The organism is Arcicella lustrica (genome assembly GCF_034930985.1).
In the GTDB taxonomy this organism is placed as follows: Bacteria; Bacteroidota; Bacteroidia; order Cytophagales; family Spirosomataceae; genus Arcicella; species Arcicella lustrica.
Genome location: NZ_JAYGIM010000015.1, coordinates 89,289 through 104,717 on the forward strand (window position 1 = coordinate 89,289; position 15,429 = coordinate 104,717).

Here is a 15,429-nt window from a genome sequence, read left to right on the forward strand (position 1 = left end):
TAATTTATATTCAACAAGGGCAAATAATACAAAGCTATTGGTTTTGTATAAATGTACAAAATCGCTTTTGAAAGTTGCTATAACCACTTGATTTGATTTTTAGAAATACTATTTCTACACTTTGTTATTGATTTTAAAATTGGTAATTTGTTAAAATTATACATTTTAACTCTTGCAAATAATTCTATACATTAAATATGAATAAAGAGACAATTCCCAAAAGTGTTCTTCCTTATTTAGAAGAAATTGCTCATCGTCTATATGCTAATCATGCAGTTGTTATGATAGGTGCAGGGTTCAGTAAAAATGCTGAGCCAAATGAGGCAACTCATAAGAGATTTCCAAATTGGAATGAATTAGGAGATATATTTTATAAAAAATTGAATGGTGAAGATAATTCTCAAAATAAAAAATATTTAAATGTATTAAAATTAGCAGAGGAAGTTGAAGCTGGATTTGATAGAAATACACTCTATCAAATTTTAAAACAAGAAATTCCTGATAAAGAATATAGACCTTCTTCATTACATGAAAAAATCCTAGCATTACCATGGAATGATGTCTTTACAACTAATTATGATACTTTATTAGAAAGAGCTGCTGAAACAATATTATCTCAAAGATATGAGACAGTTGTGAATACCGAGGATTTAGTACTGTCCACAAAACCACGAATTATTAAACTTCATGGTAGTTTCCCTTCGACAAGACCATTCATTATTACAGAAGAAGACTATAGAACCTATCCACTAAAATTTGCTGCATTTGTAAATACAGTTCAACAATCATTACTTGAAAATACTCTTTGTTTAGTGGGATTCTCAGGAGATGACCCTAATTTTTTAAAATGGATTGGTTGGATTAGAGATAACCTTGGTGAAGAAAATTCCCCTAAAATTTATCTTATTGGTATTTTGAATCTTTCGATTGGGGAGCAAAATATTTTAAGAAAAAGAAATATCATATCAATTGATTTATCCATTTGCCCTGATGTCAATAATGACCATAAAAAAGCAATTGATTTTTTTGTTAATTTTTTATCGGAAGAAAAACGTGTTGATAGAAGTATAAACTGGCCATTAGATGATGTTAAAAATGATTTTGATGCCAGTAATCCTGGAGAAATTGAAAATCAGATTATTGTTTTGACTGAAAGGTGGAAAAATGTAAGGCAACACTATCCAAATTGGATCGTATTGCCAGAAAGCAGGAGAAATAAATTTTTAGATAATACAATTTACTCTTCAATTTTTACTGCTGTAAGCAAATTAAATGATGTTAGCTCACCTAATGATATAATGTTTTTATTTGAATTAGATTGGAGACTAAAAAAATCTTTGATGCCAATACCAAATGATTGGATTCATTATTATGAAAGTATAAGTAATAGTTATAATCCCTTTTCAGATTTACTCAAAGAAGATGTCCATGCTCAAACACCTCAAGATAAACCTAATTTTATATGGGGTATCATTACAAACAATTGGATAGAAATACAATTGTCTATCTTACGATTTTACAGAGAAGAAGGAAGGATTGAGCAATGGAATATTATAAATGAGCGTCTCGTAAAAATTCAAGAAAGACTTAATTTGGAACAAAAATCAAATCTTTCATATGAAAGATGTCTGTATCATTTATTCTCACTTGACATCGTTGAGTTTAAAAAAGAGTTAGATAAATGGCAAGCTGAATCATCATTGCCTTTTTGGGAAGCTAAAAGAGCAGGGATGTATGCAGAATTTGGAGATATTGAAAATGCTAAAAATATTTTAGAAACATCCCTAAGAACTATTAGAAAAAAGCTTAGCCTTTCTCCAATAATAGATGACTACTCAGCTATTTCCCAAGAAGCATATATTTTAAGGCATTTGTTTTTTATTGAACTAAATAACTCTAAGAGCTCAAATGAGTTTTTAGAACGTTGGAGTAAATTTAGGCAATATAATTGTGACCCAGACCTTGAATTCAAGTTGTTTGGTGCTTATCTTAAAGTTAATCCAAGAAGCTCTACAAGTGAGATAAATTATACTTTTGACATAGGCAGAACCACAATTACAAAACGGTTTGGGCAAACAGAACCTTATACATTAAAATGTTATACGTTACTAAGGTTTATGGAAGAAACTGGTTTTCCATATAGAATTAATGATATTACTTTTAATGCAGAGCTTTTGAGCCATGCTCTCATACAAATTGCTAATTATTCTCCTTATTGGGCTTTAGCATGTTCTATAAGATTAGGAGATAAGAAATCGATAGAAAGTATTTTTGGTCGAAAATCAATTGCTGAAATGAGTAATGATTCTATCGATAATTTGGTGAAAAAATATTTAGAAATACTTGAACAAATAAATAATGAGAGATTAGATAATTATGCAAAAACTTTTAATACAATACTTCCAGAAGTATTGTCAAGATTGTGTGTAAAGAGCAGTTATGATGTTAAAATTCAATTATTATTGTTTGTTCAATCTTTATCTAATACAAAAATATGGAGTTACAATGATGGTATGAAAAAATTAATTGAGAGATTAATTATGTCATTCTCAGCAAAAGAACAAGTGATATTAATACCTCAATTTATGGAAACTAATATTTTAGTAAATGGAGAAGTCAATGTTATAGATCCTTTCTATTTCTTGGATATATATGAGTTGAAAAAAGTGAATGACGTTGTTCTTAATAAAAGTAAAATTGATTTATTATTTGAAATAAGTAAAAAAAGAGGGGACGGGGAGTGTCGTAAAGCAGCATTACATCGTCTAATTTTTTTACATGAATTGAATCTATTAAATCAAGAGCAAGTAGAGATGTTAGGAGAAGTAATCTGGTATTATCGTGATAAAGAATCAGGTTTCCCTTCAGACTCATTATTCTCTAATTTTACTTATGCCAATTATCCTTATCCAAATGATATAAACCCTATAGAACTGTTAAGATTATTTATCAAAAACATAGAACTTCTCATTCAGGGCGATAACAAAAAATTTGCCAAAACTTCTGGATTACACGATTCATGGGAAAATATTACAGGAACATATCATGTTGTTGATTTTCAGTGGAATACAGAAGATTTTAATCTACTAATAGTTAAGTTAACAGATTGGTGGGATACAGATAAAAAATATTTATTGAAAGAGGATTTGGATGAGCCTCTTTTTTCAACTCAGAAAGAGTTTAAAAGTAGATTTTCCAATCTTATTTCAATAATATCAAGAGTTATTGCTCCTAATTTTATTTTAGTTGATAAAGTACAATCTGATAACATATTTAGGATAGTCAATGAATTACAAGAATACAAAATGTTTGATTATGTTGCTAAGGCTGCATTATTTGAATACTTCCCAGAGATAGAAAAAGAAGAAATAAAAAAAGATTTTTATAGAGGTATTTTTTCTGACTCCAAAGAAGAGCTTTTAGATGTTTTAAATGGATTACAGTTTTTGATTGAAAACCCAAAGATTGATGGAAGTATATACATTTCAGCAATTTGTGATAATATCAAATGTCAAAGTAAAGTTGATTTAAAAAATAATCTATTAGCAGTTAGACATATTATTCAAGAACACCCTGAAATGATTAAAATAGAACATTTGAATAGTCTCGAAATAGGTCTATCGAATCTTCTTGGTTCATTAAAGTTATTACCTAAAGATATTCCTAAAGATATTGATGAAAAGCTTGTTCTAAAGACCAGTGGAGCAAAATTGACAGTTACATTAGCTAAGTATTTCAACCAAAATAAAGATTTAATACCGAAATATATACATGAATGGAAAGAAAGCTGTATTGATAAAAATGAGTTTTCTGAAATTAGAAGAATATGGTTAGACTTTGAGTAATTAATATCACACTCGCCGATTCAAGTCCTTCCATATTAAACAAAATAATGTAGTCTCTGTTCGAAGTAAAGCTTCAGGATTCAGGAAATAAATCAGTTAAGTTTGGTTAGCTTGTGTTGAACAATACACAAATCATAAAAAAAGCCGGCTGAATCAAAATTCAAACGGCTTTTTTATTAACCAACCAAAGGATATTCCCAAGGATAGGAGTATTTTGAACCAACATTAAAAATCTCTTACAAAGAATCCAAGGCTCTGTATTATATATACTCTGGCATGAATATCAAATTATTTTGAGTAAAAGCAATCTGCTGTCAGTCATGCCATGAGAGTAGATTCTCCTACGACTCAAAAGAAAAAAGAGCGTCTCGCTCTAAAACACTACAATTATTCTATAAACACTAAATCTATCGCTCCTTTTCTATCGCCATAATAATCTTCACAACTACTATGTAGCCATTTAAATGCAGTTTACATCTCTATTGTGCAGTTTACAAGAAACTTGTTTTTGCCAAACAACTATTATAGTTCATTTGTGGTATAAACATTTAAATTTACAACCATGAAAAAATTACGCTACTTATTTATCTTCCTTATTTGGGGAACGACTTGTTTTTCTCAAGACCATGAAAAACTTCCTGCAAAACCTTGGGAAGAAATTGTTGAAATGAAATCTACTTTAAACAATACTTTAGAAAAATGGGAAATCGATATTTGTGTTCGTTTAGAAGGAAACTATACTAAAAGTGATTCTATCGCTATCGGTAACATCTTAAAAAAGTTAGATGCTTTAACCGAAACTATATCAATCCAATTTTCAACATCAGAAAACCCCAATTTTATCATTAAATTTTCAGATACTAATGTATATGAAGAACCAGGGAAACATCATGTTTTAAATAGTCGTTTAAGCAGTATAAATGGTAATGGTTATAGCAATGGAGAACTTTACATTTATAAAATAGACAAAACAGATTTAGAAATTAGAAAAACTTTAGAATCACGAATAGCACGTTCATTAGTTGGATCTGGGTTTACTTATGTTCGAGCAAGAGAAATAAGGAACAGTATTTTTAATCCATTTTCTGACTTTTCAAATGAAAATATTCCTTTGAATGACGAAGACAAGGCAATTATTAGAGAAGTTTATAGAAAAGGATTCAAAGAAAGACTGGTAAAAGCAGAAATCCAATTTAAAGAAAGTGTAATAAAAAAAATAGAGGACGCTAAAATTTCAAGTAGAGATACTTCTTTATGGTGGGTAAAGAACCCAGTTGCTGTTATATTTTTACCTGCACTGATTTTTGTATTACTAGGTCTGTTTTTTATTAATAAAATTTATCAATCAGTAAGTGTTAAAATAAAGAAAGATTGGCTTCAGTTTGGTATTGTAGCTGTAATAGCGTTGCTATTTGTAGATATAATAATTGTGTTCTGTATCTCTTTTTATGATTTTTTAACGATATCAGATGATTCTGATTATACTCACATATACAGAAGAAATTCACTCTCATCAACCACTTTATTACTGGCAATTTTATTTCCTTTTCTCTATTTGTTTCGTTTTATTGAGTTGAAAATTCAAAAAACCGTAAAAAACCTATTGGCAAAGACTGGATTAATCTTTTTATCAACGGGTTTTTTGCCTTTTGGATGTTTGTCTATTTTATTTTTTATCTTGAAAAATGAACTTAATTACCAACAAGATTATTTAGCTTTATCTCAAATATTTTTACTATTAATGGCAATTGCATCGCTCAGAGCATTAATAGGCTACTTTATTTTTAAAGAACGACATTTGATTATAGAAAATGAAACAAAGCTTGCCAATTTAAGAGAACTAAAAGCGAAAGCCGAATTAAAATCGTTACAATCCCAAATAAATCCCCATTTCCTGTACAATTCTTTAAACTCCATTGCCAGTTTAGCACCTGTTGATGCTCAGAAAACTCAACAAATGGCTCATTCCTTATCGGATTTGTTTAAATATTCCATCAACAGAAAAGATAAAAAAACAAGTACTGTTCATGATGAAGTTGAAATGGTGAAAACCTATTTAGACATCGAGAAAATTCGTTTTGGCGAGCGGTTACAATTTACCGTAACAGTAGATAAAGATTTAGAAAACCATGAAATCCCTTTATTTTTAATTCAGCCATTAGTGGAAAATGCGGTGAAACATGGAATTTCAAGAAACGAAGGCATTGGCAAAATTGATTTACAAATTGCAAAAGAACAAAATGAGATTAAGATTTCGGTAAGTGATAATGGCCCTGATTTTCCAGAAGGTTTATTAAGTGGTCACGGCTTACAAACTGTTTTTGATTTGTTGCGATTAACCTATGGAGACAAAGCCACTTTAAATTGGACAAATACACCCGAAAAAATGATTATTATTACAATTCCAGAAACTTTGTAAAATGAATAAGAGGTATTCCACTATTATTATTGACGATGAAGCACCTGCTAGACTAGGTTTGCTTAATTTACTAAAAGAATTCCCTGAAACGTTTGATGTTATTGACACAGCTCAAAACGGAACGGAGGCACAGCAAAAAATTGAAGCATTAAATCCTGACATTATTTTTTTAGATATTGAGATGCCCGGTTGTACTGGTTTTGAATTATTGGCACGATTAAAAACTATCCCAATGGTTATTTTTTGTACGGCTTACGACCAATATTCTTTAGAGGCTTTTGAAACCAACAGTATCGATTATTTAGTTAAACCTGTTAAATCAGAACGTATTGAAAAAACCGTTCTGAAATTAAAAAATTTTCATATTAAAAGTTCTTCCGATGAGTTTCTAAAAGTTTTAAAAGAGATTACTAATCGAAAAGAACAAAAAAGAATGACTTCTATCACGGTTAAAAAAAACGATAAAATCATTTTTATAAAACTGGAAGAAGTATCCTATTTTGAAGCTGATAGTAATTATACAACCATCCATTCAGAAATGGGAACGTTCTTAAGTACAGAAACGATTGCAAGCTTAGAAAACAAATTGCCAGATAATTTTTTACGCATTCATAGAGGAATAATTCTTAACAAAGATTATATCAAAGAAGCCCAAAAATATTTCAACAGTAAATACATCATTACGCTGAATGATACTAAAAATACAAATATTACTTCGGGAAGAAGTTACTCAGAAAGTATAAAAATTAACCTTGGATTTTATTAATAATACCGTCAGTCATGCCATGAGTAAATACGCAAAACGAGTCATATCTAAACCTCAACAATTTCAACCAATCCCAACAACAACCTGCAATTTTATAAAGCCTTTCTTGTAATTTCGGTGAAACATAAATCTGTCGCTCTCCATTATGAAAAAAATCCTTTTTATCTGCTTAACATTTATCGCTACAACAAGCTTTGCACAAGTAAAATTGGCTAGGCTTTTCTCCGACCACGTAGTTTTACAAAGACAAAAACCGATTCCTGTTTGGGGTTGGGCAAATGCTAATGAAAAAGTAAGTGTTTCTTTGGCGGGACAAACACAAAGTACACAAGCTGATGCTTCTGGAAAATGGATGGTTAAGTTTGCTCCTTTAGAAGCTGGCGGGCCTTATAAAATGACGGCAACTGCTAAATCTGGGAATGTTAGTGTAAACGATATTTTGATTGGAGAAGTTTGGTTATGTTCGGGGCAGTCGAACATGGAATGGAGAACCTCGCAAGCCAATAATTTTCAAGAAGAAAAGAAGAATGCTGATTATCCCAAAATAAGACATTTCTTCGTAGAGCATGAAGTAACCATGACGCCACAAGCTGATTTAAAAACGGGTGAGTGGAAAGTAGCTTCTGCTGAAACCATTGGTGATTTTACAGCGGTTGGTTTCTTCTTTGCTCGTGAATTATATCAAAAACTAAATATACCTATTGGTTTGGTTCATTCTTCTTGGGGTGGTTCGCAAGTAGAAGGTTGGATTAGTAAAGAAGGAATGTTGAGTAATAACGAACTAAAAAGTTATGCTCAAAACTTACCAAACAATTGGAAAGATGCTGACCATTTCCATGACCAAAAAGTGCAGAAACAACTTTTAGGAACGAATATCAATCCAACTGTAGCCGACGAAAAGAAGTATTTGGAAGCTAATTATGATATTTCAAAATGGCATTATACGGATAGTCCAATGGGACAATGGGACTGGAAAGGAATTTGGGCTTATCGTGGTTCAGGTTATATGGCTCGTTATATTGATGTGCCAGCAGAATTTGTGAGCCAACAATCAACTTTAGCTTTGGCTGAAAACGATAGTTATAATGAGATTTATATCAATGGAAAATTAGTATCGGCTGGTATTATTAAAGGTATTCGTAAAATTACCGTTCCAGTCAATACTTGGAAAGCGGGAACGAATCAACTCGTTGTTAAATTCGGAAAAATGATTAGTTTGCCTTGGTATGGTTTAGGTTTACAAGGTTCTGCCAATGATTTATATGCTGAAACGGGCAATCAAAAAATTAACATTGCCAACGGCTGGCGATTAATGCCTGCTTTTGCTGAACCACATGAATATGCACATTCAAGTAATAATATTGGTACTACAATTTACAATGCCATGATTGCACCGATTGTACCTTTTGCCATTCGTGGTTCATTATGGTATCAAGGAGAAACTAATGCGGGAAGAGCTTATCAATATCGCCAAAGTTTTCCATTGATGATTGAAGATTGGCGTAAAAAATGGAATGATGATTTCTCTTTTTACTTTGTTCAATTAGCCAATTATGGAGGTTACCAAAACAGTAATCAAGGAAGTAATTGGGCAGAATTGCGAGAAGCACAAACAATGACACTTTCTCTGCCTAAAACAGGTATGGCAGTAATTACAGACATTGGAAATCCTTATGATATTCACCCAACAAACAAACAAGACGTTGGACATCGTTTAGCGATAAATGCTTTGAAAAAAGATTTCGGACAAAACATTGAATACAGTTCTCCAATGTTTGACGCTGTTGCTTTTGATAATGCCAAAGCTACTGTTAGTTTCAAACACATTGCCAAAGGCTTACAAGTAAACGATAAGTTTGGTTACTTAAAAGGCTTTGAAATTGCTGGAGAAGACAAAGTATTCTATTATGCTAAAGCTGAAATTGTAGATAATAAAGTAGTGGTTTATCATCCAAAAGGATTGAAAGCTGTTGCTGTAAGATACGCTTGGGCAGATTCGCCAATGGATGCCAATTTATTTAATTCAGAAGGCTTACCAGCCAATTCATTCAGAACGGATACTTGGCAAGGCATAACTATCAATAATAAATTTGAATAGCTTTCAGCCTTGAGTGATGAGCTTTGAGATTTTTATTGTTTGAAAATAAAACCCTTTCAGGTACATTTATATACCTTGAAAGGGTTTTATTTGTTTCTCGATTAGGCTATAAATCCTAAATTGCACAAGATAAGTTTAAGTAATAGAATTATACTAACAGAAAAATGTGTGTTGGTACTGTCGTAAAAGTCAAGTTTTGAAATAGTACCAACAGATTTTACACCCTAAAAAAGCATAATAGATTATAACCAATATTTTTTGCGTACTTACTTAAATAAAAGCTTAGACAATATTCTTGTTACGATATTCGTACTTATTGAGAAGTTTATGATAGACTTGCAAAATTAAGTACTTAAAATAAGTATATTTGCAAGATTTTTTACTCTTAGCTTACAAAGGCAGATAATAATTAATTCCTTAATAGGAATGATAAGAATATAAAAATGGTTAATGTTTAAAGTCGAAGCTAATTTGGTTTCGGCTTTTTTGTTTTCTGGAAAACTGTTATCAGTTATTCGAAATTTGTTATCCGTATTGTACTTACTGAATACTTCTAAATTAATGAAATTAAAAAACTGATAACCGTTAACAGTTACACAGATAACAGCTTTTCAAATTCCACCAGCCAAGTTTAAAAACCTTCCCTCTACTCCTGCTGATTTCAATAATTCAATAGCTTTGGCACTTCGCAAACCTGTTTGACAACAAAAAACAATTTCCTTATCTATATCAAGCTCGTGAATACTTTCCAATAAATCATCTAAAGGAATATTAAGACCGCCGATATTATCACGCTCAAATTCGTATGGATTTCTAACATCAATTAGTTGAAAATCTTTTTCTTCTTCCAACCATTTTTCTACGCTTTCTTTGTCAATTGTATCAGTATTTTCAATCGGAAAATCGCCACATATCACTTGATAATCAAGCAATTCTACAATGGCTTTATTTTCAGCAACTGCCTTAAATTTAATAATTTGCGAACGCATAGAAAGCATATCAAAAACTAATAATTTACCCGACAATACTTCGCCTGCACCGGTAATCATTTTAATCACTTCTGCCGCTTGAATTGTTCCGATTATACCTGCCAAAGTACCAATTACACCTATTTCAGAGCAATTCGGAACACTTCCAGCCGTTGGTGCTTCAGCATATAAGCAACGATAAGTTGGTCCATTTTGATAATTAAAAACAGATACTTGTCCTTCAAATTTAAAAATCGAGCCTGATACAAAAGGTTTATTCAACATCACCGAGGCATCATTGACCAAATAACGAGTGGCAAAATTATCAGAACCATCTACAATAATATCGTATTTTCCAAAGAGGTCAAGAGCATTTTCTGTATGAAGATTAACAGGGAAAATCTCAATATTTACATTGGGATTAATGGCTAATAAACGCTCTTTGGCTACTGCTACTTTCTTTTTATTGAGGTCAGAAGTGGTATAAAGAATTTGTCTTTGAAGATTAGAAATAGAAACCGTATCAGCATCTACAATGCCTAAATTCCCAACGCCAGCAGCAACTAAATACTGCAAAATCGGACAACCCAAACCACCTGCACCAATGACCAATACTCGTGCATCATTCAGTTTTTGCTGACCTTCTAAACCAATTTCTGGTAAAATTATTTGGCGATTATAACGCTGAAAATTCATTTAGTGATTTAGTGATTTAGTGATTTAGTGATTTAGTGATTTAGTGATTTAGTGATTTAGTGATTTAGTGATTTAGTGATTTAGTGATTTAGTGATTTAGTGATTGGAAAGTAGATTCATCAAATTTGAGTTCCCAAAAATTAATTTAATTTTTGTAAAATCACTAATTCACAATTCACTCATTCACTAAACATCTCCCAATCCTTCCAAACAGGCTCGTAGCCTTGTTGTTCAATCATTTTGGCAATCGTTTCAGGACTTCTTTCGTCTGAAATTTCAAATTGTTCTAAAGATTCTGGCTCAACGACATAACCACCTGGATTAGTTTTTGAACCCGCACTCATGGCAGTAATCCCCAATTTAATAATGTTATTTCTAAAAATTTCGTTCTCTCTTGTTGAAATAGAAAGTTCTACTTCTTCCTTAAAAATTCTGTACGCACAAATCAACTGCACCAATTCCGCATCAGACATTACCACTTTAGGCTCTAATCCTCCTGAAAATGGTCGTAATCTCGGAAAAGAAATAGAATATTTCGTTTGCCAATAATGTTTTTCTAAATAATCTAAATGCAAAGCTGTGAAGAAAGAATCTGTCCGCCAATCTTCTAAACCAATTAAAACACCTAAACCCATTTTATGAATTCCTGCTTTTCCTAAGCGGTCGGGCGTTTGAATTCTGTACTCAAAATTAGACTTTTTCCCTTTTGGATGATGTAATTTATAATCTTCTTGATGATACGTTTCTTGATAAACCAACACCGTATTCAAACCTTCGGCAATTAATTCGGTATAATCTGTTTCATCCAAAGGTTGTACTTCCATTGAAATATGCGAGAAAAAAGGACGAATTAATTTGATAACATTTTTCAAATAAGGCACGCCAACGGTCTGATTTGCTTCGCCAGTTACCAATAGAACATGGTCGTAATTCATGGATTTTAGCATGGCTACTTCTGCTAAAATCTCCTTATCTGTCAGCGTTTTTCTTTTGATTTTATTATCAAAACTAAAACCGCAATAAGTACAAATATTCTGACATTCATTCGATAAATACAAAGGAACGTACATTTGAATGGTTTTACCAAAACGTTTTTGTGTCAATTGCTGACTTACGTTTGCCATTTCTTCCAAAAATGGCATAGCGGCAGGCGAAATCAAAGCTTTGAAATCTTCTAAATTTCTTCGAGAAGTATTTAAAGCTCGTCCTACATCATCAGCAGTTTTCGACAAAATACTCTGCTGAACCTCCGCCCAAGAGTATTGTTGAAAAATATTTTGAAAGAAATTCATGGATATTTATTGAATGAGTTAGTGAATTAGTGATTGAGTGAGTTCAATTGTAATTTTACGATGATAAATTCCCCGAAAAACTAATTTATTTTAGTTTTCAACTAAAGACAACCACATCATTACCAATAAAATAACTATCTAAAATTAAAAAATCACTTCCTCAATCACTAATTCACAATTGAAAGAAATCCCGTCAGCGGGCTACTGGCAATGGCATGATTTGTTTTTGGAGCAAGTCGGGCTTCATAAGCCATTCTTCCTGCTTCAACAGCCATTTTAAAAGCTTTTGCCATTTGAACTGGATTTTCTGAAACCGCAATCGCCGTATTCACCAACACCGCATCCGCACCCAATTCCATCGCTTTAGCAGCATCAGAAGGCGAGCCAATGCCAGCATCCACCACCACAGGCACATTACTTTGTTCGATAATAATTTCTAGAAAATCTATTGTTTTCAAACCTTTATTCGTTCCAATTGGCGAACCCAAAGGCATCACAGCCGCTACTCCAACTTCTTCCAAACGCTTGCATAAAACTGGGTCGGCATGAATATAAGGCAATACCACAAAACCCAATTTCACCAATTCTTCCGCTGCTTTTAAGGTTTCAATGGCATCGGGTAAAAGATATTTGGGGTCGGGATGAATTTCTAATTTCAACCAATTAGTTTCCAAAGCTTCTCTGGCTAATTGTGCTGCAAAAACCGCTTCTTTGGCATTTCTCACACCCGAAGTATTGGGTAATAAATTAAACTGCGGATTCGTTAAATGACTCAAAATATCATCCGTTTGCTCATGCAAATGCACTCTTTTTAGAGCCACTGTCACTAATTCTGAACCAGATGCCAACAAACTTTCTTCCATCAAAGTCAACGAAGAAAACTTGCCAGTACCTGTAAAAAGTCTGGATGAAAATTCTTTATTTGCAATGCTCAACATGGTATTTTTCATTTAAAGCTTTCATAAAATCACTTGTCACTTCCGAAGGTTTTTCAGCTAAATTAATGACCGACGAAACCGCTATTCCATGCAAACCAGCCAACAATAAATCTTCAACATCACTCAACAAAACGCCTCCAATTCCTACAATCGGTAAATTCAAACCTGCTATTTTACATTTTGTCAAAAGACTTTGATACTTTTCTAAACCCAAAATCGGACTTAAATTTTGTTTGGTTTTGGTAAAGCGAAATGGCCCTAAACCGATATAATTTACTTTGGCTTCATGCAAAAAAGCGAGGTCTTCAAAAGTATTAGAAGTACCGCCGATGATAAAATTTTCGCCTAAAATAGCTCTTGCTTCAATTGGTGAAGCATCCGTTTTTCCCAAATGCACGCCATCAGCTTGAATCTCTTTGGCAATTTGTACATTGTCGTTAATAATCAAAGTTGCTCCGAAAGCCTTACAAATTGCTTGTGTTTTCAAAGCTGTTTGTTTCCAAGCATCAAAATCTTGATTTTTTACTCGGAGTTGCACCCAATCTGCTCCACCTTCACAAGCCAAACGAGCTTGTTCCCAATGCGGAATCTGGGCTAAATCTTGTGTGATATAATGTAATTTTGAAATCTTCATGCTTGAAAATGGTAAGCCAATAAATTGGGATTACTCTTTAAAATTTGATTCATGTACTGCTTGGCATTTTCGCAAGCTTGCTGAATAGGAAGAGATTTTGCCAGATTAGCAGTGATTGCCGAAGAAAGTACACAGCCAGAACCATGTTTTTCTCCGTTTGGAATTCTTTCAGCTTTAAAATGAAATGTTTGATTGTCAAAGAATAAAATATCTTCACAAAGCTTATTTTCAGAATGACCGCCTTTTAAATAGACATGACAAAACCTGCTGAGTTTATGAGCCTTTTCTTCATCTGAAAAATCTCCTTGTATTAATTGCTTTACTTCGGGTAAATTAGGCGTAATGAGATAAATCTTTTTCAAGATTTTTTCCAATAAAATGGCATTGATACCTGAATGAAAATCAAAACCTGCACTGGCTTTTAGAATTGGATCCCAAATGATTTTCAGATTTGGATTCCAGTCTAAAAGTGTGTTGATTATTTCATCTAAATCTTGTAAAGATTGAATCAAACCAATTTTTACAAAATCAATGGAGTACTTATCAAAAAGTAATTTAGCTTGATGAATAATTTGTTGGTTATCAAGCCAATTTACGCTTTCAAAATAGCTTTCGTGTTGAAAAGTAATGGCAGAGCAAACACCCAAACCATAGGTTTCTTGCTGTTCAAAAGTTTTAATATCTGCCAAAATTCCAGCACCTGCACTTGGGTCAAATCCTGCAATACTTAATACGAAAGCTCTTTCATTCATTTTATTTTTCTTCTTGAATATAAGGTCCCCAAATAGCACCCATCAAAGCAAAACCCTGAAAACCAATTCTTTGTAAAAAATCTTTATTTTCTTCTCGAATTCCTCCTAAAGCATAAACAGGCGTTTTACTTTTACGAACTTGAAAGAAAAACTGTAATTCATCCATCGTAAAAGCACCGATATAGTCTGTTTTAGAAATACTTTTTAGAATGGGACTTAAAAAAACATAATCAGCTTTAAAACTTAAATTCTCGATGGCATTTAAAGTATGTAATGAAAAACTAACGCTAAGTCCTCTATTTCTGAAAAGCTTAATCATGTTTGACATTACGGTTTCATCCATATTTTGTCGGATTGCTTCGGTAATATGAATTCCTCTTAGATTATACTTTTTAATCAACTCATGATGCGAATGCAATACAATTTTCTTGTAAAACTTTGCAGGAATACTTCTTAAAAAATCCTCTAACTGTTTCAAGTTTTTATCAGGTTTTCTAAGGTGAAAAATCAATGATTCCTCCATCAATAATTGCTCAATGATGGCGATTTCACCGTCAAAATCAGTCGGATTTGATAGAATTACTTTTTGCATATTTACTTTAATTAGTGAATGAGTGAGCAATCCTTTATTGTTAATCGATAATAAACCATTTCCGTTTAATAATGCTCTGTTGTTAGTCGATAATAAACCATTTCCGTGTAACAATGCTACATTGTTAGTCAATAATAAACCATTTCCGTATAACAATGCTACATTGTTAGTCGATAATAAACCATTTCCGTGTAACAATGCTACATTGTTAGTCGATAATAAACTATTTCCGATTAACAATGCTACATTGTTAGTCGATAATAAACCATTTCCGTATAACAATGCTCTATTGTTAGTCGATAATAAACTATTTCCGTATAACAATGCTCTATTGTTAGTCGATAATAAACCATTTCCGTATAACAATGCTCTATTGTTAGTCGATAATAAACCATTTCCGACTAACAATGCTCTAAGTCACTACGGTTG

The 15,429-nt window shown here is 32.3% G+C and carries 10 protein-coding genes; 4 read left to right on the plus strand and 6 right to left on the minus strand.

The annotated features are described in order from the left end of the window. The first annotated feature begins 197 nt into the window (after positions 1 to 197). The 4 genes from VB798_RS18990 to VB798_RS19005 all read left to right on the plus strand — a co-directional run bounded on the left by VB798_RS18990 (position 198) and on the right by VB798_RS19005 (position 9,128). A complete protein-coding gene (locus VB798_RS18990; RefSeq protein ID WP_323261238.1) occupies positions 198 to 3,845 on the plus strand; it encodes an SIR2 family protein in 3,648 nt (1,215 codons plus the stop codon). 562 nt (positions 3,846 to 4,407) lie between these two features. Further along, a complete protein-coding gene (locus VB798_RS18995) occupies positions 4,408 to 6,264 on the plus strand; it encodes a histidine kinase (RefSeq protein ID WP_323261240.1) in 1,857 nt (618 codons plus the stop codon). A 1-nt stretch (position 6,265) separates the two neighbouring features. Next, positions 6,266 to 7,030, plus strand: coding sequence for a LytR/AlgR family response regulator transcription factor (locus tag VB798_RS19000; RefSeq protein ID WP_323261241.1), 765 nt, complete (start codon positions 6,266 to 6,268; stop codon positions 7,028 to 7,030). A gap of 145 nt (positions 7,031 to 7,175) precedes the next feature. Further along, positions 7,176 to 9,128, plus strand: coding sequence for a sialate O-acetylesterase (locus VB798_RS19005; RefSeq protein WP_323261243.1), 1,953 nt, complete (start codon positions 7,176 to 7,178; stop codon positions 9,126 to 9,128). 611 nt (positions 9,129 to 9,739) lie between these two features. Here VB798_RS19005 and moeB read toward each other — a convergent pair. From moeB to VB798_RS19035, 6 genes are all read right to left on the minus strand, one after another. Beyond that, positions 9,740 to 10,792 (minus strand): molybdopterin-synthase adenylyltransferase MoeB, encoded by a 1,053-nt coding sequence (moeB, locus tag VB798_RS19010; RefSeq protein WP_323261245.1) that lies wholly within the window; start codon positions 10,790 to 10,792, stop codon positions 9,740 to 9,742. A 179-nt stretch (positions 10,793 to 10,971) separates the two neighbouring features. Continuing rightward, complete coding sequence (gene thiH, locus VB798_RS19015) at positions 10,972 to 12,084, minus strand: 2-iminoacetate synthase ThiH (protein WP_323261247.1); 1,113 nt, start codon at positions 12,082 to 12,084, stop codon at positions 10,972 to 10,974. A gap of 167 nt (positions 12,085 to 12,251) precedes the next feature. After that, entirely contained in the window at positions 12,252 to 13,022 is a 771-nt protein-coding gene (locus tag VB798_RS19020; RefSeq protein WP_323688921.1) for a thiazole synthase, read from the minus strand. Then, on the minus strand, positions 13,003 to 13,656 hold the full coding sequence (locus VB798_RS19025; protein ID WP_323261250.1) for a thiamine phosphate synthase: 654 nt from the start codon (positions 13,654 to 13,656) through the stop codon (positions 13,003 to 13,005). Before VB798_RS19025 ends, VB798_RS19020 begins: the two co-directional genes overlap by 20 nt. Continuing rightward, positions 13,653 to 14,408, minus strand: coding sequence for a hydroxymethylpyrimidine/phosphomethylpyrimidine kinase (locus tag VB798_RS19030; protein ID WP_323261252.1), 756 nt, complete (start codon positions 14,406 to 14,408; stop codon positions 13,653 to 13,655). The genes VB798_RS19025 and VB798_RS19030 overlap by 4 nt, the downstream gene beginning before the upstream one ends. A 1-nt stretch (position 14,409) precedes the next feature. Continuing rightward, positions 14,410 to 15,408, minus strand: a complete 999-nt coding sequence (locus VB798_RS19035) for a thiamine phosphate synthase (protein WP_323261253.1) — start codon at positions 15,406 to 15,408, stop codon at positions 14,410 to 14,412. Positions 15,409 to 15,429: the final 21 nt, after the last annotated feature.